This window comes from Methylobacterium sp. E-041 (assembly GCF_022829665.1).
Lineage (GTDB): Bacteria > Pseudomonadota > Alphaproteobacteria > Rhizobiales > Beijerinckiaceae > Methylobacterium.
The window spans coordinates 73,321-98,479 of record NZ_JAKSYQ010000299.1 but is presented as its reverse complement, the minus strand read 5'-3'; the positions used below and the strand labels follow the sequence as shown (position 1 = coordinate 98,479).

Annotated in this window: 18 protein-coding genes and 1 other RNA gene; 7 read left to right on the top strand and 12 right to left on the bottom strand. The window is 72.0% G+C overall.

What is annotated here, in order from left to right; all coding sequences use genetic code 11:
* Positions 1-240: 240 nt before the first annotated feature.
* On the top strand, positions 241-1,716 hold the full coding sequence (locus MKK70_RS28515; protein ID WP_243951366.1) for a PAS domain S-box protein: 1,476 nt from the start codon (positions 241-243) through the stop codon (positions 1,714-1,716).
* A 48-nt stretch (positions 1,717-1,764) separates the two neighbouring features.
* Here the strand turns inward: MKK70_RS28515 and murD are convergent, their stop codons facing one another.
* From murD to MKK70_RS28460, 11 genes are all read right to left on the bottom strand, one after another.
* On the bottom strand, positions 1,765-3,141 hold the full coding sequence (gene murD / locus MKK70_RS28510) for a UDP-N-acetylmuramoyl-L-alanine--D-glutamate ligase (RefSeq protein WP_147844244.1): 1,377 nt from the start codon (positions 3,139-3,141) through the stop codon (positions 1,765-1,767).
* Between the two features lie 204 nt (positions 3,142-3,345).
* A complete protein-coding gene (gene mraY / locus MKK70_RS28505; protein ID WP_147729392.1) occupies positions 3,346-4,431 on the bottom strand; it encodes a phospho-N-acetylmuramoyl-pentapeptide-transferase in 1,086 nt (361 codons plus the stop codon).
* A gap of 89 nt (positions 4,432-4,520) precedes the next feature.
* Positions 4,521-5,987 (bottom strand): UDP-N-acetylmuramoylalanyl-D-glutamyl-2,6-diaminopimelate--D-alanyl-D-alanine ligase, encoded by a 1,467-nt coding sequence (locus tag MKK70_RS28500; protein WP_147844245.1) that lies wholly within the window; start codon positions 5,985-5,987, stop codon positions 4,521-4,523.
* A gap of 208 nt (positions 5,988-6,195) precedes the next feature.
* Positions 6,196-7,659, bottom strand: coding sequence for a UDP-N-acetylmuramoyl-L-alanyl-D-glutamate--2,6-diaminopimelate ligase (locus MKK70_RS28495; RefSeq protein ID WP_243935752.1), 1,464 nt, complete (start codon positions 7,657-7,659; stop codon positions 6,196-6,198).
* Positions 7,656-9,572: a peptidoglycan D,D-transpeptidase FtsI family protein gene (locus MKK70_RS28490; RefSeq protein ID WP_409566064.1), complete on the bottom strand. Its 1,917-nt coding sequence runs from the start codon at positions 9,570-9,572 to the stop codon at positions 7,656-7,658. Before MKK70_RS28490 ends, MKK70_RS28495 begins: the two co-directional genes overlap by 4 nt.
* Positions 9,573-9,577: 5 nt before the next feature.
* Positions 9,578-9,994, bottom strand: a complete 417-nt coding sequence (locus tag MKK70_RS28485; protein ID WP_243951365.1) for a hypothetical protein — start codon at positions 9,992-9,994, stop codon at positions 9,578-9,580.
* Positions 9,991-11,037: a 16S rRNA (cytosine(1402)-N(4))-methyltransferase RsmH gene (gene rsmH / locus MKK70_RS28480; protein ID WP_147843480.1), complete on the bottom strand. Its 1,047-nt coding sequence runs from the start codon at positions 11,035-11,037 to the stop codon at positions 9,991-9,993. Before rsmH ends, MKK70_RS28485 begins: the two co-directional genes overlap by 4 nt.
* Before the next feature lie 522 nt (positions 11,038-11,559).
* Positions 11,560-11,968, bottom strand: an RNA gene (gene rnpB / locus MKK70_RS28475) — RNase P RNA component class A.
* Positions 11,969-12,012: 44 nt separating this feature from the next.
* Positions 12,013-12,453, bottom strand: a complete 441-nt coding sequence (locus tag MKK70_RS28470) for a VOC family protein (RefSeq protein WP_147727343.1) — start codon at positions 12,451-12,453, stop codon at positions 12,013-12,015.
* A gap of 359 nt (positions 12,454-12,812) precedes the next feature.
* Positions 12,813-13,265 (bottom strand): DUF6691 family protein, encoded by a 453-nt coding sequence (locus MKK70_RS28465; RefSeq protein WP_409568337.1) that lies wholly within the window; start codon positions 13,263-13,265, stop codon positions 12,813-12,815.
* Positions 13,262-13,687 (bottom strand): YeeE/YedE family protein, encoded by a 426-nt coding sequence (locus tag MKK70_RS28460; protein WP_243951363.1) that lies wholly within the window; start codon positions 13,685-13,687, stop codon positions 13,262-13,264. Before MKK70_RS28460 ends, MKK70_RS28465 begins: the two co-directional genes overlap by 4 nt.
* A 257-nt stretch (positions 13,688-13,944) precedes the next feature.
* Between MKK70_RS28460 and MKK70_RS28455 the strand changes: the two genes are divergently transcribed.
* From MKK70_RS28455 to MKK70_RS28425, 6 genes are all read left to right on the top strand, one after another.
* Positions 13,945-14,142, top strand: a complete 198-nt coding sequence (locus tag MKK70_RS28455; RefSeq protein WP_147727347.1) for a hypothetical protein — start codon at positions 13,945-13,947, stop codon at positions 14,140-14,142.
* A gap of 28 nt (positions 14,143-14,170) precedes the next feature.
* Entirely contained in the window at positions 14,171-15,031 is an 861-nt protein-coding gene (cysE, locus tag MKK70_RS28450; protein WP_187274774.1) for a serine O-acetyltransferase, read from the top strand.
* A gap of 483 nt (positions 15,032-15,514) precedes the next feature.
* Positions 15,515-16,906: a family 2B encapsulin nanocompartment shell protein gene (locus tag MKK70_RS30770; protein ID WP_279603838.1), complete on the top strand. Its 1,392-nt coding sequence runs from the start codon at positions 15,515-15,517 to the stop codon at positions 16,904-16,906.
* Complete coding sequence (locus tag MKK70_RS28435; protein WP_243951361.1) at positions 16,893-18,983, top strand: family 2A encapsulin nanocompartment cargo protein cysteine desulfurase; 2,091 nt, start codon at positions 16,893-16,895, stop codon at positions 18,981-18,983. Before MKK70_RS30770 ends, MKK70_RS28435 begins: the two co-directional genes overlap by 14 nt.
* A gap of 160 nt (positions 18,984-19,143) precedes the next feature.
* Positions 19,144-21,759: an aminopeptidase N gene (gene pepN, locus MKK70_RS28430; protein ID WP_243951360.1), complete on the top strand. Its 2,616-nt coding sequence runs from the start codon at positions 19,144-19,146 to the stop codon at positions 21,757-21,759.
* A gap of 172 nt (positions 21,760-21,931) precedes the next feature.
* Positions 21,932-24,304 carry a PAS domain-containing sensor histidine kinase gene (locus tag MKK70_RS28425; RefSeq protein ID WP_243933136.1) on the top strand — a complete coding sequence of 791 codons (2,373 nt, stop codon included), beginning with the start codon at positions 21,932-21,934 and terminating at the stop codon, positions 24,302-24,304.
* 53 nt (positions 24,305-24,357) lie between these two features.
* Here MKK70_RS28425 and MKK70_RS28420 read toward each other — a convergent pair whose 3' ends face one another.
* Positions 24,358-25,143: a creatininase family protein gene (locus MKK70_RS28420; RefSeq protein WP_243951358.1), complete on the bottom strand. Its 786-nt coding sequence runs from the start codon at positions 25,141-25,143 to the stop codon at positions 24,358-24,360.
* Between the last annotated feature and the right edge of the window lie 16 nt (positions 25,144-25,159).

Sequence of the window (25,159 nt, the reverse complement as noted above, 5' to 3'; positions counted from 1 at the left end):
CTTGCGAGCGGTCGCGCAGGGGCACGCGACGGTCGAGAGCGATCCTGTCCGCGAATGGTAAACGCATCCTTGCGAAACCGCGCCGGAGCCGCCGCCCGTCCCGCCAACCCCCGGCGCCTCCTCGCCGATCGGTCGCGCCACGGTCGACCGAATACGAAATCTTAACAGCAAAAACGCAATCTTGGATTGTGTTCACTTCGGCATCGCATTGCGAAGATGCCGCGCCGGGACGATCCGCCCATGTTCGCTGCACGCAAGACTGTCGAAGCCGCCGCCAAGCTTGCCGCCCTCGACCGGGTGCAGGGGGTGATCGAGTTCGACCTCTCGGGCCGCATCCTCCACGCCAACGCGAATTTTCTCGCAGCTGTGGGCTACAGCCTGCCCGAGCTGGTCGGGCAGCCGCATGCGATGCTGGTCGATCCGCAGTACCGGGACTCGGCGGAGTACAAGGCGTTCTGGGATCGTCTCCGCAGCGGCGCGTTCAGCGCGGGCCAGTTCCGGCGGATGGCGAAGGGCGGCCGCGACATCTGGATCGAGGCCTCCTACAACCCGATGATCGGGCGTGACGGCAAGCCCTACAAGGTGGTGAAGTTCGCCACCGACATCACGCGGCAGAAGGCCGAGGATGCCGACCGGGCCGGCCAGATCGCGGCGATCGACAAGGCGCAAGGGGTGATCGCCTTCGATCTCGACGGCACCATCCTCGAGGCCAACGCGAACTTCCTCGCCGTGGTGGGCTACGACCTCTCCGAGGTCCGCGGCCGCCCGCACAGCATGTTCGTCGAGCCGGCCTACGGGCAGAGCGCGGACTACGCGGCGTTCTGGGCGGCGCTGAAGCGCGGCGAGTACCAGGCGGCGCAGTACAAGCGCATCGCGAAGGGCGGCCGCGAGGTCTGGATCCAGGCGACCTACAACCCGATCTTCGACGCCTCGAACCGCCCCTACAAGGTCGTGAAGCTCGCCACCGACATCACCGATCAGGTCATGCTGCTGGCCAACCTCCGCAGGCTGATCGAGCGCAACTTCTCCGAGATCGACCAGGCGATTACCCGCTCGGCGGACGGGTCGGGCGCGGCATTCGCGGCCGCGGAGACGACGTCGGGCAACGTGGCGACGATGGCGGCGGCGGCGGAGGAACTGGCCGCCTCCGTCGCCGAGATCTCCCAGAGCATGGGATATTCGCGCGGCGCGACCGACGCCGCCTTCGAGCGGGTCCAGGCGGCCGGCGGGTTCACCCAGCGCCTCTCGGAGGCTGCCGGGTCGATGAGCGGCATCGTCGGGCTGATCCAGTCGATCGCCGCGCAGATCAACCTGCTCGCGCTCAACGCCACCATCGAGGCGGCGCGTGCCGGAGAAGCCGGACGCGGCTTCGCGGTCGTCGCGAGCGAGGTCAAGAACCTCGCCAACCAGGCCGCCCGTGCGACGGAGCAGATCGGCGCCGAGATCAACGGCCTGCAGGGCCTGTCGAGCGAGGTGGTCGGCGCCCTCGATTCGATCAGCGGCTCGGTCGACATCATGCGCGAGAACGTCGTCGCGACGGCGAGCGCGGTCGAGGAGCAGAGCATCGTCACGCGCGACCTGTCGCAGAGCATGCAGGCCGCGGCCCAGGCCGTCGCGGCGATCACGGCCAACATCAGCACGATCTCGGGCTCGGTGACGGAGGTCTCCGTCGCGGTGGCGACGACGCGCGAAGCGGCTCGCGTGCTCGCCCGGTAGGGAGACGTCCGGCGCGGGGCTCGCCCGCCGGCGCCGGCGTCCGGCCGTTCAGGGCAGCGCGCGCACCAGCTCGCGAAACACGTCGCCGCGCTGCTCGAAGCTGCGGAACTGGTCGTAGGAGGCGCAGGCCGGCGAGAGCAGCACCACCGGCTCGGGCGCGCCCGAGGCCGCCGCGCCCTCTGCCGCCGCCCGGACGGCGACGTCCAGGGTCTCGCAGCGGGTGTAGGGCACGGCGCCTTCCAGCGTCGCGGCGAAGGCGTCGGAGGCGGCGCCGATCAGGTAGGCGTGCGCGATGCGCTCGAAATACGGGACCAGCGGGAAGATGCCGCCGTCCTTCGCCTTGCCGCCGAGGATCCAGTGGATGTCGCGGAAGGCGGTGAGCGCCTTCTCGGTGGAATCGGCGTTGGTCGCCTTGGAATCGTTGACGAACAGCACGCCGCCGTGGACCCGGACCTCCTCCATCCGGTGCGGCAGGCCGGGAAAGCTCGCGAGCCCGGCCTGGATGTCGTCGGGCGAGAGCTCGAGCGCGCGGGCGACCGCGACCGCCACGGCCGCGTTCTGCCAGTTGTGCGCGCCGCGCAGCGACCGGATCGCGGACACGTCGGCGATCGGCGCACCATCACGGTCCGCGATCACCCCGTCGCGGACGGTGACGGCGTCGGCGGTGAGCGCCGCGTCGCGGGGCACGTGGATGCGGGTGAGCCGGTCGCCGCCCCGTTCCGCGAACCGGTCCGCGATGGCGCGGCTCGGCCCGTCGTCGACGCCGACGACCGCGCGGTCCGAGCCCTGGATCAGCCGCTCCTTGATCGCGGCGTATTGCGCGAAGGTGCCGTGGCGGTCGAGGTGATCGGGGGTGATGTTGAGGAGCACGCCGACGCTCGGATCGAGCGAGGGCGTCAGGTCGATCTGGAACGAGGACAGCTCGACGACGTGGATGCGGTCGGGCGCCGGGGGCGCCAGCGACAGGATCGCGGTGCCGATGTTGCCGCCCATCTGCACGTCGCGCCCGGCCGCGCGCAGGATGTGCGCGATCAGCGCCGTGGTGGTCGACTTGCCGTTGGTGCCGGTGATCGCGACGAACGGCGCGCCCGGCGCGACCGCGCGCCGCTCCCGGCAGAACAGCTCGATGTCGCCGACGATCTCGATGCCGGCCGCCTTGGCGAGCGCGACCGTCCAGTGCGGCACCGGATGGGTCAGCGGCACGCCGGGCGAGAGGATCAGCGCCGCGAAGCCCGACCAGTCGGCCGCGCGCAGGTCCGCGGTCTCGATCCCCTGGGCGGCGGCCCTGGCGACGCCCTCGGCGTTGTCGTCCATGGCGATCACGCGGGCGCCGCCTTCCTTCAGGGCGAGCGCGGTGGCGAGGCCGGAGGCGCCGAGCCCGAACAGAGCGACAGCGCGGCCGGCGTAGGTTGTGGCTGGGGTCATCGGAAACTCGGAACAGGTCGGCAATCGGGGTTGTCCCGCCCCTCCCCCCTCATCCTGGGGTGCCCGCGTCGGCGAGCCTCGAAGGCGACCTCCAGAACACATGGCGGTCGCTGGAGGACTCCTTCGAGGCGCCCGCTTCGCGTGCGCATCTCAGGATGAGGGCGGGGGTGGAACAAGCGTCGGTTGCGCAAAGTCTACCACAGCTCACCGCAGCTTGAGCGTCGCCAGGCCGGCGAGCGCCAGGATGACGGCGATGATCCAGAACCGGATCACGACCTGCGGCTCCTTCCAGCCCTTCTGCTCGAAGTGGTGATGGATCGGCGCCATGCGGAAGACGCGCTTGCCCGTGAGCTTGAACGACGCGACCTGGATGATCACCGACATGATCTCGAGGACGAACAGGCCGCCGACGATCGCCAGGACGATCTCGTGCTTGGTGGCCACCGCGACGACGCCGAGGAGGCCGCCCAGAGCGAGCGAGCCGGTGTCGCCCATGAAGATCTGCGCCGGCGGCGCGTTGAACCACAGGAAGCCGAGCCCCGCCCCGATCACCGCGCCAGCCACCACCGCGAGCTCGCCGGTGTCGCGCACGTAGTTCACCTGGAGGTAGCTCGCGGTGAAGGAGTTGCCAACGAGGTAGGCGATGACGCCGAAGGTGCCGCAGGCGATCATCACGGGGACGATGGCGAGCCCGTCGAGGCCGTCGGTCATGTTCACCGCGTTGCCCGCGCCGACGATGACGAAGCCGCCGAACAGCACGTAGAACCAGCCGAGATTCAGCAGCGCGTCCTTGAACACCGGGAAGGCGAGCTGGTTCTGCAGCGTGGACGGCGAGAAGTACGAGATCGCGTAGCAGGCCGTGATCGCGATCAGGGCCTCGAGCCCGAGGCGGAGCTTGCCCGAGAAGCCCTTGTGCGACTGCTTCGTCACCTTGAGGTAGTCGTCGTAGAAGCCGATCGCGCCGAAGCCCAGCGTCACCGTGAGGGTGATCCAGACGTAGTGGTTGCGCGGGTTGGCCCAGAGCAGGATCGCGACGATGGCGCCGGCCAGGATCATCAGGCCGCCCATGGTCGGCGTGCCGCGCTTGGTCAGCAGGTGGGTCTGCGGCCCGTCCTCGCGGATCGGCTGGCCCTTGCCCTGGCGCAGACGCAGCAGCGAGATGATCAGCGGCCCGAACCAGAACACGAACAGGCCCGCCGTGAACAGCGCGCCTCCCGTCCGGAAGGTGATGTAGCGGAAGACGTTGAGGGCCGAGAGCGTGCCGCTCAGGTCCGACAGGAGATACAGCATCCGGGGGCTCGGCGGCTTGGCTCACACGAAGAAAGGGCGCCGGCGGGACGCGAACGGTCCCGGGGCCTCGGCGGACGATCAGGTGCCGGTCACGGCCCGGCGGACAGGGCCGACGCGTCGTGGCGCGCCGGGGGGTTCGCGTAGCGGGCTTTGAGCGCCTCGACAATCCGACCCATGCGAATACTGTTCGAGCCCTTGACCATCACGGCGTCGCCCGGCCGCAGGATCGCGGCCAGCGGCTCGACGAGGTCGGCCGAGGCGGCGGCCGCGATGCCCCGGCGCGCGACCGGCAGCGCCTCGAACAGGTGGCCCATCAGGGCGCCGGCGGTGAAGACGAGGTCGACGCCGTGGTCGGCGACGGCGCCGGCGAGGTCGCGGTGGTGCGCGTCCGCGGCCGCCCCGAGCTCCAGCATGTCGCCGAGAACGGCGATGCGGCGCCCGCGCGGACCGGTCTCGATCGCCGCCAGCGTCGAGAGCGCGGCGCGCACGGAGGCCGGGTTGGCGTTGTAGCTCTCGTCGACGAGGAAGGCCTCGCCGTCGCGAAGCTGGAGCGCGGTGCGCTCGCCGCGCCCGACCGGCGGCCGCAGGGCCGCGAGCGACAGGGCGGCGCGCGCGAGGTCGGCGCCGAGGCTGTGGATCACCGCCATCACGCCGAGCGAGTTCATCGCGGTGTGCCGGCCGGGGGTGCCGAGCTGGTAGGTCACCGGCTGGCCCATCACCACCGCGTCGACCACCGAGAGGTCGGGGCGCAGCACGATCCGGCGCGCCCGCACGTCGGCCTCCTCGTGCTCGCCGAAGGTGACGATGCGCCCGGCCGACGAGGCGAGGGCATGGGCGTGGAGGCGGGCGAAGCTCGGGTTGTCGCGGTTGAGCACCGCGACGCCGCCGGGCGCGAGGCCCGAGAAGATCTCGCCCTTGGCGTCGGCGATCGCCGACAGCGAGGCGAAGTGCTCGATGTGGACCGGCTCGACGGTGGTGACGAGGGCCACCTCCGGGCGGACCTGCGCGACGAGCGGCACGATCTCCCGCGGGTGGTTCATGCCGATCTCGAACACGCTGAAGCGGCTCTCGGCCGGCATCCGCGCCAGCGTCAGCGGCACGCCCCAGTGGTTGTTGTAGGAGGCGACGGAGGCGTGGGTCTCCCCTTGCGCCGACAGCACGTGGCGCAGGGCCTCCTTGGTGCCGGTCTTGCCGACCGAGCCGGTCACGGCCACGACCTGGGCCGCGGTGCGGGCGCGGGCCGCGCGGCCGAGGCGCGTCATCGCGTCGAGGACCGGATCGGGGCCCTCCCCCGGCACGGCCAGGACGGGTCCGTCGAACGACGCGGCGCGGTCGGCGGCGACCACCGCCGCGCCCGCGCCCTTGTCGAGCGCCGCGCGGACGAAGTCGTGCCCGTCGCGAGCCTCGCCCCGGATCGCGAAGAACAGGTCGCCCGGCTGCAGCGTGCGGGTGTCGATCGAAGCGCCGGTGACGGCGCCGCGCTCGCCCTGGAGCGTTCCCCCGGTGGCGGCCGCGAGTTCGGCCGCCGTCCAGAGCGGTTTGGCGTTCGGGCTCATGCGGCCTCCGGTCGAGCGCGACGGTGCAACGCATCTTCCCTCCCCCCTTCGCGGGGGAGGGTGGGCCTCGCGTCAGCGAGGGTCGGGAGAGGGGAGCGAGTTGTCCGGAGATGTCGCTCCCCTCTCCCGACCCGCTTCGCGGGCCACCCTCCCCCGCAGAGGGGGGAGGGAGACGTGCGGCAGTCGTCGTGTTTCACGGGAACGGCGCTCATCGCAGATCCCCATCGATCGCCGCCCGCAGCACTGCGTGGTCCGAGAACGGCAGCACCCGGTCGCCCACGATCTGGCCGGTTTCGTGACCCTTGCCGGCCACCACCAGCACGTCGCCGGGCCCGAGCCCGCGCACGGCCGTGCGGATCGCCTCGGCGCGGTCGCCGATCTCGCCGGCGCCCGGCGCCTCGGCGAGGATGGCGGCGCGGATCGCGGCCGGGTCCTCGGAGCGGGGATTGTCGTCGGTGACGATCACCGTATCGGCCAGCCGCGCGGCGATGGCGCCCATGATCGGGCGCTTGCCGCGGTCGCGGTCGCCGCCGCAGCCGAAGACCACGACGAGGCGCCCGGTGGCGAAGGGGCGCAACGCGACGAGGACGCCCTCCAGGGCTTCCGGCTTGTGGGCGTAGTCGACGAGGCAGAGCGCGCCGTTGACCTCGCCGATGCGCTCCATGCGGCCGGGCACGCCGGTGAGGTGCTCCAGGCTCGCGAACACGCCGTCGGGGTCGGCGGCGCCGGCGGGCGTGGCGAGCGCGAGGCCGGCGGCGACGAGCGCGTTCTCGACCTGGAACCCGCCGACCAGCGGCAGCCGGATCCGGCGTCGGCCGTGGCGGCCGTCGAGGTCGAGCACCTGCGCGAAGCCCTCGGTCCGGGCATCAAGGAGGCGGATGTCGGAGCCGGCGCGGCCGGTTGTGCGGATGGCGTGGCCGGCTTCGGTCGCGGCGGCGATCACCCGGTCCGCATAGGCGCCGTCGGCGTTGACGATGGCGGGCGCGCCCGCCGGCAGCAGGGTCGCGAACAGGCGGAGCTTGGCGGCGAGGTAGTCCTCGACCGTCGCATGGTAGTCGAGGTGGTCGCGCCCGAGATTGGTGAAACCGGCGGCGGCCAGCCGCACGCCGTCGAGGCGGCGCTGCTCGATGCCGTGCGAGGAGGCCTCCATCGCGAGGTCGGTGATGCCGTCGTCGGCGAGCCGCGCCAGGGTCTGGTGCAGGGTCACCGGATCGGGCGTGGTCAGCGAGCCGTAGGCGGCGCCGCGGTTGGTGACGATGCCGACGGTGCCGAGGCTCGCCGATTCCCGCCCGATCCGCGACAGGATCTGGCGGACGAAGTCGGCGACCGAGCTCTTGCCGGCGGTGCCGGTCACCGTGACGATGGTCTCGGGCTGGCGGCCCGACAGGCGCGCGGCGGCGAGCGCGAGCGCCCGGCGGGCATCCGCCACGGCGATCCAGGCGCAATCCCGCGGCAGGTCGGCGGGACGGTCGCCCTCCCCGACCACGGCGACGGCGCCGGCCGCCGCGGCCTTGGCCGCGAACAGCCGCCCGTCGGCCCGGGTCCCCGGCACCGCGACGAAGACGCCGCCCGGCACCACGTTGCGGCTGTCGGCGGTCAGCCCGGCCACCAGGCGGCCGGCTTCGCCCGTTCCCGCATCCGGGAACAGGGTGCCCAGGGTCGGCGCGCTCACGGGCCGCCGACCATGCTGGCGTGGTAGGCGTTGAGCTTGACCATCAGCGGGAAGGGCTTGGCCGGCGGCTCGAATTGCGGCGGCAGGCCGAGGATCGGCGCGACGCGCTCGATCACCTTGCCGGTGACGACGCCGGAGTTCCAGGCGGCGGTGGCGTAGCCGCCGCTCTCCGGCAGGCCCTGCGGCTCGTCCATGATGGTCACGAACAGGTATTTCGGCTTGTCCATCGGGGCGGCCGCCATGAAGGTCGTGAACAGGCGGTTCTTGTTGTAGCGCCCGCCGATCACCTTCTCGGCGGTGCCGGTCTTGCCGCCGACGAAGTAGTACGGGATCGCCGCCTTCTTGGCCGAGCCTTCGGTCGCGTTGAGCCGCATGATGAAGCGCATCGCCTCGCTGGTCTGCGGGCTCAGCACCTGCGTCGCCTTCGCCATCGCCTCCTTGACGTCGGTCTTGAGGAAGGTCGGCGTCATCAGGAAGCCGCCGTTGGCGATCGCCGCCACCGCCGCCGTCGCCTGGATCGGCGCCACCGCGAGGCCGTGGCCGAAGGCGATGGTGATGGTGTTGATCTCGGTCCAGCGCGGCGGGATGATCGGCATGGCCGACTCGGGCAGCTCGGTCCGCATCCGGTCGAGCAGGCCCATCTTCTTGAGGAACGCCTTGTGGCCGGGCACGCCGACGCCGAGCGCCATCTTGGCCGAGCCGATGTTGGACGAGTGGGTGAACACCTCCGGCATGGTGATGACGCGGTTGGTGCCGTGATACTCGTGGATCTTCTGGCGGCCCCAGCTCAGCACGCCGCCGCGGGTGTCGAAGGTCGAGTTGACGTTGTACTTGCCCGATTCGAGCGCCATCGCGAGGGTCATCGCCTTGAAGGTCGAGCCCATCTCGTAGACGCCGACGTTCATGCGGTTGATCTTGTCGTCGGACAGGGCGTCGACCGGGTTGTTCGGGTCGAAGTCCGGCATCGAGACCAGCGCGATCACCTCGCCGGTCTGGACGTCGAGGATCATCGAGGCGCCGGCCTTGGCCTTGAAGTGCTCGATGCCCTTGGCCAGCTCGTCGCGCACCGCGAACTGCGCGCGCAGGTCGACCGAGAGCTGGATCGGCTTGAGGTCGGTCTGCTTGGCGACGAAGCCGAACTCGTTCAGGGCCTTGTTGCCCTGGTTGTCGATGTACTTCTCCATCCCGGCGATGCCGATGTTGTCGAGGTTCGTCGCGCCGATGATGTGGGCGGCGGCGACCCCGTTCGGGTAGACGCGCTTGTGGTCGGGCAGGAAGCCGATGCCGGGGATGCCGAGCCGGTGGACTTCGGCCTGCTGCTTCGGCGTCAGCTCGCGCTTCACCCAGACGAAGCCGACGCCCTTCTTGCCCGGCTTCTGGGTGAGCTTGGCGCGCAGCTCCGTGGCGTTCAGCTCGGGCAGGACGGCGGTAAGCAGCTCGACCGCCTCGTCCTTGTCGTAGATGTTGCCGGGCTCGGCGAAGACCGAGACGGTGCGGATGTCGGTGGCGAGGATCTCGCCGTTGCGGTCGATGATGTCGGGCCGGATCGCGGTGGTGGCGGCGGCCGCCACCCGGTGCTCCTGGCTCGGCGGCGCGCCGAAGATCGCGATCGACAGGAGCCGCACGCTGATCGCGCCGAACACCGCCAGGAACGCGAGGCCGACCAGCGCGACGCGGGTGTAGGAGCGCTCGATCGCGAGGCGGAACATCGCCCGGAACAGGCGCATCCCGGGATGGACCCGCGGCTCGGTCTCGAGCACCGGCTCCTCGACGGCGTGGGAACGCGGCGCGGATTCAAGCTCGGGCTCGGCGTGATCGTGCCCGGCCGCGTCGTCGGGCAGCGCGTGCGGGTCGGCGGCCTGCGGATCGCGGGCGGCGTCTTCGGGTGCGGCGTCGTGAGCGTCTTGGGACACGGGGACTACCTCGAGGCCGCGTTCGGCGTGCGGGTCGTGACGACGGTGTGGGTGATCGATCCGGTGGTGCGGGGCTCGGAGGCCGGCCCCTTCTCCTTCGGCGTCGCGGTGGCCGCGAGCAGGCGGCCGATCTCGTCGCCGCGCTCGGGCCGGGCCGGCAGGTCGGCGAGGCGCCCGAGATGGCTGGTGCCGATCGGCTCCAGGGCGAGGTGCTTCTCCACCGCCGCCTGCAGCCGGTCCGGCCGGGTCAGGAGCTGCCACTCGGCGCGCAGCACGGCGATGGCCTGCCGCTCGGCATGCAGGCCGCTCTTCAGCTTCGAGACCTGACCGCCCTGGTAGAGCGTGTCGTACTTGATCGAGTAGGCGTAGATCGCCGAGGCGACGAGGCCGGCGACGGCGAGCAGGTTGAGCAGGCGGATCACCGGCGTGCGCCTCCGCGCGGGGCTTCGGGAAGCGCGGCGAGCGCCTGGATCGCGGCGAGCGGCGCCGGCACGGGTGCATCCGTGCGCTCGGCGGCCCGCAGCTTGGCCGAGCGCGCGCGCGGGTTGCGCGCGGTCTCGGAATCGGAGGGCAGCACCGGTCCCTTGGTCACCGGCTTGAAGCTCTTGGCGGCGGCGGGCTCGCCGCCGGGCAGCGCGCTCGGCATGTGGCGCGAGGCCTGGACCGCGCGGCCGCTGCGGGCGGAGAAGAACTGCTTGACGATGCGGTCCTCGAGCGAGTGGAAGGTCACCACCGCGAGCCGCCCGCCCGGCCCGAGCATCCGCTCGGCCGCGTGCAGCGCCTGGACCAGCTCCCCGAGCTCGTCGTTGACCGCGATGCGCAGGCCCTGGAACGTGCGCGTCGCCGGATGGATGCCGCTGCCGGGCTCGGTGCGGACGACGCCGGCGACGAGGTCGGCGAGCTGCGCCGTGGTCTCGATCCGGCCGCGCCGGCGCGCCTCGATGATGGTGCGGGCCACCGCGCGCGAGCGCCGCTCCTCGCCGTAATGGTAGATGATGTCGGCGAGCTCCGCCTCCTCGGCCTCGTTGACGAGGTCGGCGGCGCTGAGGCCGGTGGCGGCCATCCGCATGTCGAGCGGGCCGTCGTTGCGGAACGAGAAGCCGCGCTCGGGCTGGTCGATCTGCATCGACGACACGCCGATATCGAGCACGATCCGATCGGCCTGCGCCTCGCCGAGCTCAGCGAGGTGGGCGTCGAGGGCGCCGAACCGTCCGGGAACCAGGGTGAGCCGCCCGTTCGCGGCGGCGACGAGCCCGGCGCCGCCGGCGATCGCCGACGGGTCGCGGTCGATGCCGATCACGCGCAGGTCGGGATCGGCGGCGAGCATCGCGCGGGTGTAGCCGCCGGCGCCGAAGGTGCCGTCGACCGCAAGCCCGGCCCCGCACAGGTCGAGGGCGGCCAGCACCTCGTCGAGCAGCACCGGAACGTGCGGTCCGCCGGCCGGCTCCAGGGGCTTGCGCGTCATCGGGGCACCCCGCCTGCGGAGGTTCGCCGGGCCGCGCGCGGCCGAGGCAGCCCGCCGTGGACGGGGGGAACGGTTCGGCTCATGGCTGCCTGCACCCGGCCGCTGCGTCGCGGCGCGGTCGGTTTGGGCGGTCCCGGTGATGCGGCGGCCAAAGGCCCGCACACGGGCGATCCCCGCTTGGGCGCGGGGCGCGTCCGTCGATCCGGAAGTCACCGTTGACGAGATGTTGGCGGGTACCATGGGCCTCTGACGATCGTCAACGCAAGCGAAGACCCGCATCGCGGACGTCCGATCTGACCTCGACAAGGTTAACCGACGGTCAATTTTTCGTCGCGTCGGCCGAGGTTCGGGCTGCGATCAACGACTGTAGTGACGACGTGAAAGCGGCAGCCGGCGAAAGCTTCGCACAGCTTCGACCAGCGCGGGCATATATTCCCCACGATCCCGCAGCCGCCCGAGGATCGGCACGATCCGTCAACGGCTTAGCCGGGGTTCCCGACGACGCGCCGGGCCGGGAACGAGCGGATCAGCCGGCCTGTAAGCCGGGTTCTGTAGGGCCCGGATGCCGCGAGGCACCCGGACGTGGCGGCCATTCCTCTGGGACGATCGTTGCCGACCGCCTCAAGCAACCAACCCGGGCGACTGGCCTGGAGAGCGGGCCTGTCTCTGCCTCTCGCGAGGCGAGGCGCGCCGCCCCTATTCGGTCTTGCTCCCGGTGGGGTTTGCCGTGCCGTCCGCGTTGCCGCGTCCGCGGTGCGCTCTTACCGCACCCTTTCACCCTGACCCCGCGACCTCGCGGCCCGGGGCGGTCTGCTCTCTGTGGCACTGTCCCTGGGGTCGCCCCCGCCGGACGTTATCCGGCACCGTCTCTCCATGGAGCCCGGACTTTCCTCCCCGGGCTGACGCCCGGAGCGGCCGCCCGGCCGACTGATCCGGCGCGGATGTGGGCCGGATCGGCCGCCCGGGTCAAGCGGGCTACCAGCTGCCGGTGTTCTCCATCGAGGCCCACGGCTCCTGCGGCTCCTTCGCGCCGCCCTTCTGCAGGATCTCGATCGAGATGCCGTCCGGCGACTTCACGAAGGCCATGTGGCCGTCGCGCGGCGGCCGGTTGATGGTGACGCCCTTGTCCTTCAGCCGGGCGCAGAAGGCGTAGATGTCGTCGACCTGATAGGCCAGGTGCCCGAAGTTGCGCCCGCCGGAATAGGTCTCCGGGTCCCAGTTGTAGGTCAGTTCCACCAGGGGCGACTTGGTGGTCTCGGCGCGGGCCGCGTCGCCGGGGGCGGCGAGGAAGACCAGCGTGAAGCGGCCCTTCTCGTTGTCGATGCGGCGCACCTCCTGCAATCCGAAGGTGTCGACGTAGAACGCGAGCGCCGTGTCGAGATCGGCGACGCGCACCATCGTGTGCAAATATTCCATAGGCGGCATCCTGTTGGGCCGGAGCGGCGTCCCGCCTCCCCGGCCGGATCTGCGGGACGCCCGGCGCAGCCGACGAAGGTCGCGGCGCCGGGCGGGTCGCCGCGGTAGCTAGCGCCCGATCGGGCGGCCGGTAGGCCGTACCCGTCGGCGCGGTCGCGAATCGCGACACGCGCCTGGATCGCGTCGCCCGACGCGGCGGCATCCCCGTCGGGCCGCAGGGCTTCGAGGGAAGAGCCCCGTCGATCTCCGCCCCGTCGGCGACGTTCTTCGTCCTCGGGGCGGCTTCGCACAGGATCCCGTCCGGGCGGCGTCCGGGCTTGGCGGCGCGATCGTCCGGCGGGCGTGCGGGCGCCGGAATCTTATCGAGTCGGACCCGCGGCGGCTCTCGATCCCGGCGCCGTCGCGAAGCGGTGGGCGGCCATCCCGACCAGCATCGCCGCGACGAAGACGGCGACGGGCAGCCTCCCGGTCGAGAGGGCCGCGACCGCCGGCCCGGGGCAGAAGCCGGAGAGCCCCCAGCCGATCCCGAACACGGCCGACCCGCCGACGAGGGCCGCGTCGATCCGGCGGTTCGTCGGGATCTGGAAGGCGTCGGCGAGGATCGGCCGCGGCAGCCGGCGGGACAGGCGATAGCCGAGCGCCGAGACGGCGACCGCGCCGCCGAGCACGAACATCAGGCTCGGGTCCCAGGCTCCCGTGACGTCGAGGAAGCCGCGGACCCGCACCGGGTCGAGCATGCCGGACACGGACAGGCCGACCCCGAAGATCACGCCCGCCGCGAGCCCCGCCAGCAGGCGCCGGAGGCCGATCACCACGCCCCCCCGAAGGCGCGCGTCGCCGCCACCGTCGCCATCCCGGCCGACAGGAAGGTGAGCACCGCCACGAGCGAGCGCGGCGACAGACGGGCAAGGCCGGCGACGCCGTGGCCGCTGGTGCAGCCCGAGCCGAGCCGCGTGCCGAACCCGACGAGCAGGCCCGCGACGACGAGCGCCGGCAGCGAGGCGACGATCCGCATCTCCGGCCACGCGCCGGAGAGCCAGGCGAAGGCCGGCGGCCCGATTAGCAAGCCGGCGACGAAGGCGGCATCCACCCGCCGGCGCTCGCCCCGGTCGGTGCCGAGGCCGGCGACGAGGCCGCTGATGCCGGCGATGCGGCCGTTCAGCAGCAGCAGCAGCGCCACCGAGAGGCCGATCAGCGCTCCGCCGGCGAGCGCGGACAGATCGATGCTGGTCATGCGGGCGGTCCTCCTTCGCGTGCGGCGGCCGGCGTATCGCGCGGGGTCGCCGGAAACAAGACTTGCAATCCCCCGCAGGATCACCAATTATTCAATCAAGTCAATAACTTAACGGAAGAATCATGCTGCTGGACAGAGCTTCCGCGACGCAAAGCATCTCCGAATTCGACGCCTGGGAGGACAACGACGTCCTCGCGCCGCCGACCCCGGTTCGTTCGCCGCGGGCGGGGGCGCATCGCACCGGCGCGGCCGCCGCGATCGCCGAGGGCGATCAGGTCGTGTTCGCTCGGCTCGACGTCGCCGAAGCGCTCGGCATCTGGCGCCACGCCCTCGGTCGCGTGGTCGAGACGCACGACGAGGCGCAGGCGGCCCGGGTCACCCTCGACGTCAAGTTCGACGGCCACGAGACCCTGCATCGCTACCTGCCGGATCTCTTCGAGAAGCGGACGGCGTGAGGATGCCGATCCGCTCGCGGGTCGCCGCATGAGCCTCGGAGCCATCCTCGAGGCGCGCTCCTCCCTGCCGCAGGCGCCGCTGCGGACGACGAGCCGCAGCACGAGCGTCGACGCGGTCTGGGCGGAGGTCCGCGCCGAGGCCGAGGCGGCGCTGGTGGAGGAGCCGCTCTATGCCGGCATCATCCAGGCGACCGTCCTCGACCAGCGCAGCATCGCGCAGGCCTTCGCCTACCGGCTCGCGCACCGTCTCGGCGACGGCGACCTGTCGCGGCTGGCGATGCGCGACCTTTGCCTCGCCGCCTTCGAGGCCGACCCGCATGCCGGCGCCCACGCGGTGCGCGACCTCGTCGCCATCCGCGAGCGCGACCCGACCTGCCGGCGCTATCTCGACCCGTTCCTGTTCTACAAGGGCCTGGCGGCGCTGGAGGGCTACCGGGTGGCGCACTGGCTCTGGCACCAGGGCCGGGCGACGCTGGCGCTGCACGTGCAGAGCCGGATCTCGGAAGTGTTCGGCGCCGACATCCACCCGGCGGCGCGCATCGGCTCCGGCGTGTTCATCGATCACGCCACCGGGGTGGTGATCGGCGAGACCACGGTGATCGCCGACGACGTCTCGATCCTGCAATCCGTGACGCTCGGCGGCAACGGCAAGGAGAGCGGCGACCGCCATCCCAAGATCGAGCGCGGGGTGCTGCTGAGCGTCGGCGCCAAGGTGCTCGGCAACATCCGCGTCGGCGAGGGCGCCCGCGTCGCGGCGGCCGCGGTCGTGCTGCACGACGTGCCGGCCCACACCACGGTCGCCGGGGTGCCGGCGCGCGTGGTTTCGAAGCTGCCGCGCAGCGAGGAGCCGGCCCAGAGCATGGACCAGTTCTTCGGGGACGGGATCTGACACGGGCCGATGCGAAGGCGGCCGGCTCGCGGCCACGATCGGAGGCGCCGGCGGCTGCGCCGTCTCGCTCGTCTCGCTCGTCTCGGCGACGGGAACGGTCGCTCGTCCCGCGCGGGCGTCGGAACGGTCGAGCGGACGGTGGGACGAGCTTGCCCTTCATCGCGCCGGACGAGGCATTTGGAGAAGTACATTCTCCAGAAACACGACTGCACGGCACCGTAATTCAGCATGCCAGCATTCAATAGCCGGCATTTCTGCAAGACATCGCAACTTGAGAAAATCGTTCTATTGACCGCGCATCGCGGCCGAGGCTAGACCACGAACGTTCCAAGACGCGACGTAGGTCGTCGCGGGTGGACGTCAAGCATTCGATGCTTCATCCGAACGCGCCATCCCTTCATGCGGGGTGGCTGCGGCCGATACATCATGCCGGCACAGCAACGTGCCCGGGCTCGAACGACAATCAAGCGGGGACGACGAACGATGAGCGGACAAGGGCAGAGCGTGGGCACATCCGCAGCACGCAATCTATCGACCGCGACCGTCACGTCGGTCCAGAACCTCGCCAACACCCCGCGTTGGCTCCTGCGGCTGCTGCCCTTCGTCGACGTCGACGGCGGCGTCTACCGCGTGAACCGTCGCGCCGTGGTGCTGGCCAAGCCCGGCCGCATCGACCTCGCCTCGGACGGCAAGGGCCGCGCGATCAGCCCCGCCTCGCTGCGCGCGGTGCCGCCGTTCAGCCGCCTCGGCGATGCCGAGCTGGCCGCGCTGGCGGACCGGTTCACCGAGAGCCGGCACAATGCCGGCGAGACGATCTCGGAGGGCGGCGCGGGCGACCGAAGCCTGACGATCGTCGCCGACGGCACCGTCGAGCTCTCGCTGTCCGGCCCCTACAAGAACCGGCTGCGCTCGGGTCTCGCCACCCGCGGCGACTTCTTCGGCGACGAGACCCTGGTCGGCGGCAGCCAGCCCGCGCCCGCCGTCAAGGCGCTCTCGGCGGTGACCCTGCTCACCCTCGACCGCGCGGCCCTCGACGACGACGCGGTCAAGAACCGCATCGCGCAGTACGTCGAGGAGCGCGACCGCCTGAAGGGGCACACCAACAGCCACGGCGAGCAGGGCATCGAGCTACTGGCCGTCCACACCGGCGCCCCGCGCCTGCCGACGACCTTCGTCGACTACGAGATCGATCCGCGCGAGTATCACCTTTCGACGATCCAGACGATCCTCAACACCCACACCCGCGTCACCGATCTCTACTCGAACGAGATCGATCAGCTCCGCGAGCAGATCCGCCTGACGGTGGATGCCGTGAAGGAGCGCGAGGAGTGGGAGCTGCTCAACAACTCCGAGTTCGGCCTGCTCAACGAGGTCGGCGGCCGCCAGCGCATCCCGACGCGCTCCGGCCCGCCGACGCCCGACGATCTCGACGAGCTTCTGACCCTGGTCTGGAAGAAGCCCGCCTCCTTCGTGGCGCATCCCCGCGCCATCGCCGCCTTCGGCCGCGAGGCCACCCGCCGCGGCGTGCCGCCGGTCGTGGTGCACCTGTTCGGCGCGCCCTTCCTGACCTGGCGCGGCGTGCCGCTGGTGCCGAGCGACAAGCTGCCGATCGACACCGACCCGGCGACCGGCGCCCAGACCACCTCGATCCTGCTCTTGCGCGTCGGCGAGAGCGAGCAGGGCGTCGTCGGCCTGCAGAAGTCGGGCGTCACCGGCGAGATCGAGCCGGGCCTGTCGGTGCGCTACATGGGCACCAACGACCACTCGATCGCCTCGCACCTCGTCACCCGCTACTTCTCGGCCGCGGTGCTGGTCGAGGACGCGATCGCCCGCCTCGATAACGTGCTGCTCGGCAACTACCATGACTACGCCTGAGGCCGGCGTCTTGGGCATCTCCGCCATCGGCATCCCCACGGGCGCGACGGGCGATGCCGCCGGCTCCCTCGCCCATGCCGATCTCGTCGGGCGCCTCGCCCGCGAGATCTACGGCCAGGGCAACGCGGCCTCCGCCCCGCTCGCCCCCGCCGTACCGGCGTCGCCGCAGCGTCCCCAAGGCCTGGAGACCCTTCCCCAGGCCCCCGGGCAGCCGTCGCTCCCGGGTGCCGCGATCGGCACCCCCTCGGTGCCGTCGGGCCCCTCGTCGGGCGTCCAGCCCGACGCCGCCGCCCTCGGCGCGCGCAACGTCGGCGGCCCGAGCGTCGGGCTTCCCTACCTGACCGGGCCGTCGGCCGCCAACCCGTTCGGCGGGACGCCCGCGCCGACGAGCGCCGGCCTCCTCGACGTCACGACGATCCCCTCGGTCCACCCGCTCGCCGACCCGCGCGCGGCGCAGCGCGGCGTTCCGTCCACGCGGCACGGCCTGCCGGAATTCTTCGTGCCGAGCGTGGCCGACGTCGCCGCCTTCCTCCCCGGCGGCGGCGACCTGCACCGGACCGTCGCGAAGGATCATCCGCGGGCCAACGCCTTCGCCCACGCGATCGCGCCGTCCCTCGTTCCGGCGGACCCGTCGAAGCGCGGGGTCGACGTCGCCCAGGAGAACTTCCGGCGCACCGGCCGGCTCTCGGGCGATCCCGTGCGCACGGTCGAGCCCGGCCCCGACGAGCCGTTCTCGTCGGGCGACTACTACTTCCTGACCGGGGGCTCGCGCGCGTCGAGGCCGCACGCCACGCCCCGCGTCGAGCCCGCGCGCCACGACGGGCCGGCCCCGCGCGCGACCTCGACCCGGTCGAGCCCGGCGGGCGCGCCCTTCGACGTCGAGCACATCCGCAAGGACTTCCCGGCCTTGCACCAGAGCGTGAACGGGCACCCCCTGGTCTGGCTCGACAACGCGGCGACCACGCACAAGCCGCAATCGGTCATCGACGCGACCTCCGAGTTCTACGCCCGCCACAACTCGAACATCCACCGGGCCGCGCACACGCTGGCCGCGCGCTCCACCGACCTGTTCGAGGGCGGCCGCGAGAAGGTGCGCCGCTTCCTCAACGCGCCCTCGAAGGACGACATCGTCTTCCTGCGCGGCACGACGGAGGCGATCAACCTCGTCGCGAACTCGTACGGCCGGGCCAATATCGGCCCGGGCGACGAGATCATCGTCTCGACGATCGAGCACCACGCCAACATCGTGCCCTGGCAGCTGCTCAGCCAGGCCACCGGCGCGACCCTGCGGGTGATCCCGGTCAACGATCGCGGCGAGATCATTTTCGAGCAGTACGCCGCCCTGCTGTCGGGCCGGACCAAGATCGTCTCGGTGACCCATGTCGCCAACGCGCTCGGCACGGTGAACCCGGTCCGCGAGATCATCGCCCTCGCCCACGCCTACGGCGTGCCGGTGCTGGTCGATGCGGCCCAGTCGACCCCGCACATCCCGATCGACGTGCAGTCGCTCGACGCCGACTTCGTGGTGTTCTCGGGCCACAAGGTCTTCGGGCCGACCGGCATCGGCGCGCTCTACGGCAAGACGCACCTCCTCGCGGCGATGCCGCCGTGGCAGGGCGGCGGCCACATGATCGAGGACGTCACCTTCACGAAGACCGTCTACAAGGGCGCGCCGGAAAAGTTCGAGGCGGGCACGCCGGACATCGCCGGCGCCGTGGGCCTCGGCGCGGCGCTCGACTATCTCGAGAGCGTCGGCCTGCCGGCGATCGCGGCCTACGAGCACGACCTGCTGGACTATGCGCAGGCCGGCCTCGCCGACATCAGGGGCCTGCGCCTGATCGGCACCGCCCGCGAGAAGGCGAGCGTGATGTCCTTCGTGATCGAGGGACAGACGAACGAGGCGGTGGCCCACCACCTCGACCGCCACGGCGTCGCCGTGCGCTCCGGGCACCATTGCGCCCTGCCGGCCCTGCGCCGCTTCGGCGTCGACCAGTCGATCCGCGCCTCGCTCGCCTTTTACAACACCCGCGCGGACGTGGACGTGTTCCTCAAGGCCCTTCACCGCCTGCCGCGGTAGCGGCGTTCGGAAGGATCGTCGGCACGAACGAAGGCCCGATGCCGTCGCCGCGGCATCGGGCCTTCCCGTTTGTCGATCGGCCGGCGGGCATCGCCGTTGCACCGCGGCGGCGGCGGGACCAGAACGGTCCCGACTTCCGGCCAGCCGAGCGAGGCCCCGCATGCGAACCGACACGCCCGTCCAGATCCGGCTTCAGGACTACCGACCGAGCGACTTCCTGATCGACCGCGTCGACCTCGACGTGCGGCTGGCGCCGCACGACACGCGGATCACGGCGAGGCTCGCGCTGCGCCCGAACCCGGCCGGCCGCACCGGCGTCCCCCTGGTGCTCGACGGCGACGACCTCGTCCTGGAGGGGCTGGAGCTCGACGGCGTGCCGCTCGCCGCCGACGCCTACGCGGCGAGCCCGGCCGGGCTGACGCTGCACGCGCCGCCGCAGGGGCCGTTCGAGCTGACGATCGCGACGCGGGTGGACCCGACCGCCAACACCAAGCTGATGGGGCTCTACCGCTCGAACGGCGTCTACTGCACCCAGTGCGAGGCCGACGGCTTCCGCCGGATCACCTACTTCCTCGACCGGCCCGACGTGATGGCGGTCTACACCACCCGGATCGAGGCCGAGCGCGCGGAGGCCCCGGTGCTGCTCGGCAACGGCAACCCGGTGGAGGCCGGCGACGTGCCCGGCACCGGACGGCACTTTTCCGTGTGGCACGACCCGCACCCGAAGGCCGCCTACCTGTTCGCCCTCGTCGGCGGCGCCCTCGACCGGGTCGCGCAGGACTTCACCACGATGGAGGGCCGGGCCGTCGCGGTCGCGGTCTACGTCGAGCCCGGCAAGGCGCCGCGCGCCGCCTACGCCCTCGACGCGGTGATCCGCTCGATGGCCTGGGACGAGGCGACCTTCGGGCGCGCCTACGACCTCGACGTGTTCAACGTCGTCGCCGTGTCGGACTTCAACATGGGCGCGATGGAGAACAAGGGCCTCAATCTGTTCAACGACAAGTACGTCCTGGCCTCGCTCGAGACCGCGACCGACGGCGATTACGCCGCGATCGAGCGCATCATCGCGCACGAGTACTTCCACAACTGGTCGGGCAACCGCGTCACCTGCCGCGATTGGTTCCAGCTCTGCCTGAAGGAGGGCCTGACGGTCTTCCGCGACCAGGAATTCTGCGCGGACATGCGCTCGCGCGCCGTCCACCGCATCGGCGAGGTCCGCAACCTGCGCGCGCGGCAGTTCCCCGAGGATGCCGGCCCGCTCCGGCACCCGGTCCGGCCGGGGGCCTATGCCGAGATCAACAACTTCTACACGGCGACCGTCTACGACAAGGGCGCCGAGATCGTGCGGATGCTGCGCACGCTGATCGGGGCCGACGCCTTCCGGGCCGGCATGGACCGGTACTTCGCCGACAACGACGGCACGGCGGCCACCGTCGAGGACTTCCTGGCGGCCTTCGCCGCGGTGACGGGACGCGACCTCACGGCCTTCGCGCGCTGGTACGAGCGCCCCGGCACGCCGACGCTCGCCGTGACCCGCGCCTACGACGCGGCGTCCCGGCGCTGCACGCTCGGTTTCCGCCAGAGCCTGGAGGCGGCCGGCCCGCCGCTGGTGATTCCGGTGGCGCTCGGCCTCGTCGGCACGGCCGGCCCGCTCGCCGGGACGACGTCGGCCGCGGTCGCCGGCGGCGTCTTCGTCCTCGACGCCGAGACCGCGACGGTGGCGTTCGAGAACGTCGCCGAGCCGCCCGTCCCCTCGCTGCTGCGCGGCTTCTCGGCCCCGGTGCGGCTTGACCTCGACCTGACCGACGCCGAGCGCCTCACCCTGCTCCGCCACGACACCGACCCGTTCAACCGCTGGCAGGCGGCGCAGGGCATCGCGATGCGCCTGATCCTCGGACCGGCGGCGCCGGGGGCGGCCGAGGCCTTCGCCGATGCGCTCGGGGCCTTCCTCGACGGCGAGGCCCTGGCCGACCCGGCCTTCGCCACCCTGGTCCTGGCGCTTCCCGGCGAGGGCGAGGCCGCCAGCGAGATCGCCGCCGACATCGACCCGGATGCGATCCACGCCGCCCGCACCGCCCTTCGGGCGGTCCTCGGAACGCGGCTGCGCCCGCGCCTCGACGGGCTGATGTCGGCGCTGCGGCCGTCGCACGAGACCGCCTACAGCCCGGATGCGGCCTCGGCCGGCCGCCGGTCGCTCGCCAACGCCTGCCTCGACCTGATCGCGGCGGCCGATCCCGCGGCGGGGACCGAGGGCGCCCTCGCCCAGCTGCGCGAGGCCCGCAACATGACCGACCGCCTCGCCGCCCTCGGCGTGATCGCGGCGATCCCGGGGGACGCCCGCGAGGCGGCGCTCGCCGCCTTCGGCAGCACCTATGCCGACGAGCCGCTCGTCCTCGACAAGTGGTTCGCGATCCAGGCGATGATCCCCGAGGACGGCACGCGGGCGCGGATCGCCGGGCTCGCCGAGCACCCGGCCTTCGCCATGACCAACCCGAATCGGGTGCGGGCGCTGATCGCCAGCTTCGCGCTCGGAAACCCGACCCAGTTCGCGCGGGCCGACGGAACCGGGTTCGCCCTGGTGGCCGAGCGCATCGAAGCGCTCGACCGGATCAATCCGCAGCTCGCCGCGCGCCTCCTCACCGCCTTTTCCCCGTGGCGCCGATGGGAAATTTCGCGGCGGGAAAAGGCCGCCGAAATCCTCAACCGGATCAAGGCGATCCCCGCGCTTTCGCGGGACGTGGCCGACATCGCCGCCCGCACCCTCGAAGCCGGTTAACCATCGTTTAACATTGACGATTCTCCGCCGAATCCGAGTCGGTAGATGCGGCCGGGAGTCAAGCTCGGCCGGAAAAAAGCCGTGGACAAATCACCCGGGAAAGTGATGAACTGAATTCAGATTCGAGGCCGGCGCAGCACGGCCCGGACGCTTTCATGTCACGAGGTCGACCATGCCGGAGGCGGATTCCGCTTCCTTCTCCGCGCGTGCGGATACGATTCTCGGCATCCACTGGCCGACGCGGGCTCCGGCCGCGCGTTTCGTCCAGGCCGAGGCGTGGCTGCGCTACGCGGTGCCGGCCCTGCTGGCGACCTTCCTCGCCTGCCTGGCGGGGCTGACCGCGCTCCACCTCCAGAACCAGCGCGACGAGCTGCTCGCCGCCGCGAGCGCCGACCTCGAGACCTTCACCCGCCTCTCGGCGGGGGCGCTGGCCGGCCGCGTCGGCAGCGACGAGGCGGCCCAGGCGAGCCTCGCCGACCTGTTCCCCGCCGGCGCGCTCCCGGCCGGGCGCCGGGTGCTGATCGTGGCGCGCGGCGAGCGCATCGTCGCGGCCCGCCCGCCGCTGCCCGCGGGCGCCGAGACGCTCCAGACCGTGCTCGGCGAGGCGGAGGCGCTCTCGACGCTGGGCGAGCGCGCCGGCGTGATGCGCCTGGCGCTGGCCGGCGGCGACACGGTGTTCGCGGCGATGCGGCGCCTGCCCGACGGCCAGGACCGGATCGCGGTGATGCAGTCGGTCGAGGCGCTGACCGCGACCTGGACGGGCCGCGCCCGGCATCAGGCCATCCTCGTCGCGGCGGCCGCCCTCGTCATCGTCGGGGTCGGCCTCGCCTACGGGCTCCAGAGCCGCCGGGCGAAGGCGATCGACAAGGTCTGCGAGCAGATCCGCCAGCGCCTCGACACCGCCCTCGGCCGCGGCGCCTGCGGCCTGTGGGACTGGGACATCCCGCGCGGGCAGATCTACTGGTCGGATTCGATGTACGCGCTGCTCGGCTACCGCCGCGAGCGCGAGTTCCTGTCGTTCGGCGACGTCAACGCCCTGGTCCACCCGGACGACGGCGACCTCTACAGCCTCGCCCGCGGGCTCGCCGCGAGCCAGACCGCGGTGGACCACGCGTTCCGCATGCGCGGCGCGAACGGCGCCTACATCTGGCTGCGCACCCGTGCCGAGGTGGTGCCGGACGTGACCGACGGCGGCCGCCACCTCGTCGGCATCGCCGTCGACGTCACCGAGCAGCAGCACCTCGCCGAGGCCAGCGCCACCAACGACATGCGCCTGCGCGACGCCGTCGAGGCGATCTCCGAGGCGTTCGTGATCTGGGACACGAGCAACCGCCTCGTCCTGTGCAATTCCAAGTTCCGCCACCTCCACGCGCTGAGCCCCGAGGATGCGCAGGTCGGCCGTCGCTACGACGAGGTGATGGGCCGCGGCGTGCTTCCGCAGATCCGGCGCGAGATGCCCGAGACCGACACCGCGAGCGCGACCGCCCGCACCTTCGAGGCGGAGCTCACCGACGGCCGCTGGCTGCAGATCAGCGAGCGGCGGACCAAGGACGGCGGCTACGTCTCGGTCGGCACCGACATCACCAACCTGAAGCGGCACCAGGAACAGCTCGTCGCCTCGGAACGCGAGCTGATCGAGACGGTCAAGGATCTCAAGCGCTCGCGCCGCACGCTGGAATTGCAGACGCAGCAGCTCGCCGACCTAGCCGAGCGCTACCTCGACCAGAAGGCGGCGGCGGAATCGGCCAACCAGGCGAAATCCGAGTTCCTGGCCAACATGAGCCACGAGCTGCGCACGCCGCTCAACGCGATCATCGGCTTCGCGGAGCTGATGGCGAGCGAGCTCTACGGCCCCCTCGGCTCGGCGCGCTACGGCGAGTATTGCGCCGACATCCGCGCCAGCGGCGACTACCTGCTCTCGATGATCGACGACATCCTCCACATGTCGCGGATCGAGTCGCACCGCGTCCGGCTCGCGCGCCGCGAGATCGCCGTCGCGGCGGCGGTCTCCAACGCGCTCAAGCTCGTGTCCGAGCCGGCCCGGCAGAAGAACCTCCACGTCGCCGTCGACCTGTATCCCGGCCTCGCGCTGCTCGCCGACGAGCGCGCCCTGCAGCAGATCCTGGTCAACCTGCTGCAGAACGCCGTGAAGTTCACGCCCGCCAACGGCCGGATCGCGGTGCGCGCCCGCCCAGCCGGCGACCACGCCCACCTGTTCATCGAGGATACCGGGATCGGCATCCCGAAGGCGGCGCTTGCCAGGCTCGGCGCGCCGTTCTCGCAGGTCGAGACCAACCTCACCCGCAGCCACAAGGGCTCCGGCCTCGGCCTCGCCATCGCCCGCTCCATGGCCGAGCTGCACGGCGGCTCCCTGCGCATCCGCTCGGAGGAGACCGTCGGCACCATCGTCCTGGTGCGCCTGCCCCGCCCGACCAGCGAGCACCTCGCGACGGTGGCCGCGGAGGATGCCGGGCAGCAGACCGTCGCGGCGCTCCGCGAGGCGTCTGGGGCGAGCGCGCGGCAGCCGCAGCCGGCCGGCGCCTGACAGGGAGCCGGGGCGAAGCCCGGCTCCGATCCCGAATCGATGCGACGTCGAGGCTACCCGCCCGAAAGGTCGAAGCGCGCTACGTCGTGCAGGAGCGCCACGAACGCCCGCGCGCCGTGGTCGAGGGCGGCCTCGCCCGCCTCGGCGGTGCCGAGCCGGGCATCGCCGATCGCGCCCGACGGATGGAGGTCGCCGGCCTTCCAGGCGAAGGCGGCGGGACGCCCGGCGCGCAGGTGCGTGAAGGCGCCCGCCATCGCACGGGTGCGCGAGGGAAAGTCGGCGATCGCCTCGCGCCGAACCAGGTCGGGCCGAAGCGCCAGCATCAGCGCCGTCTCGATCCCGCCGGCATGGATGCCGTGGACGATCTCGTCGTCGGGAAAGCATCCCTCCGGATAGCCGAACCGCGCCCAGGCGGTCGTCACCGCGACCATGCCGAAGCGGGCGCGCAGATCGCCGGCCACGAGGTCGATCAGCGCGCTGTTGCCGCCGTGCGAGGTGACGATCACCAGCCGGTTGCAGCCGGCCCGGTGCACGCCGGCACCGATCTCGGTCCAGGCGGCGAGCGCGGTCGCGGTGGTGAGCGAGAGGGTACCGGGAAAGGCGTCGTGCTCGTCGGACTTGCCGACCGACTGCACCGGCAGCACCAGCACGTCGAGATCGGCCGGCACCAGGGCGCGGGCGCGCGCGAGGTAGCCCTCCATGATCGCCACGTCGGTGCAGAGCGGCAGGTGCGGGCCGTGCTGCTCGATCGCGGCCACCGGCAGCACCGCGACCGTGCGGCCCATGCCGCGCCCGGAGACCTCGCGCGTGGTCAGGTCGGACCAGAGCCGTGCCGCCATGCTGTCCCCCGATGCC

Bases quoted from the DNA above. Each gene is read 5' to 3' on its own strand.
- MKK70_RS28515 (WP_243951366.1), top strand. From the start codon at position 241: ATGTTCGCTGCACGCAAGACTGTCGAAGCCGCCGCCAAGCTTGCCGCC.
- MKK70_RS28420 (WP_243951358.1), bottom strand. From the start codon at position 25,143: ATGGCGGCACGGCTCTGGTCCGACCTGACCACGCGCGAGGTCTCCGGG.
- MKK70_RS28425 (WP_243933136.1), top strand. From the start codon at position 21,932: ATGCCGGAGGCGGATTCCGCTTCCTTCTCCGCGCGTGCGGATACGATT.
- MKK70_RS30770 (WP_279603838.1), top strand. From the start codon at position 15,515: ATGAGCGGACAAGGGCAGAGCGTGGGCACATCCGCAGCACGCAATCTA.
- MKK70_RS28500 (WP_147844245.1), bottom strand. From the start codon at position 5,987: ATGAGCCCGAACGCCAAACCGCTCTGGACGGCGGCCGAACTCGCGGCC.
- MKK70_RS28435 (WP_243951361.1), top strand. From the start codon at position 16,893: ATGACTACGCCTGAGGCCGGCGTCTTGGGCATCTCCGCCATCGGCATC.
- rsmH (WP_147843480.1), bottom strand. From the start codon at position 11,037: ATGACGCGCAAGCCCCTGGAGCCGGCCGGCGGACCGCACGTTCCGGTG.
- mraY (WP_147729392.1), bottom strand. From the start codon at position 4,431: ATGCTGTATCTCCTGTCGGACCTGAGCGGCACGCTCTCGGCCCTCAAC.
- MKK70_RS28460 (WP_243951363.1), bottom strand. From the start codon at position 13,687: ATGACCAGCATCGATCTGTCCGCGCTCGCCGGCGGAGCGCTGATCGGC.
- cysE (WP_187274774.1), top strand. From the start codon at position 14,171: ATGAGCCTCGGAGCCATCCTCGAGGCGCGCTCCTCCCTGCCGCAGGCG.
- MKK70_RS28470 (WP_147727343.1), bottom strand. From the start codon at position 12,453: ATGGAATATTTGCACACGATGGTGCGCGTCGCCGATCTCGACACGGCG.
- murD (WP_147844244.1), bottom strand. From the start codon at position 3,141: ATGACCCCAGCCACAACCTACGCCGGCCGCGCTGTCGCTCTGTTCGGG.
- pepN (WP_243951360.1), top strand. From the start codon at position 19,144: ATGCGAACCGACACGCCCGTCCAGATCCGGCTTCAGGACTACCGACCG.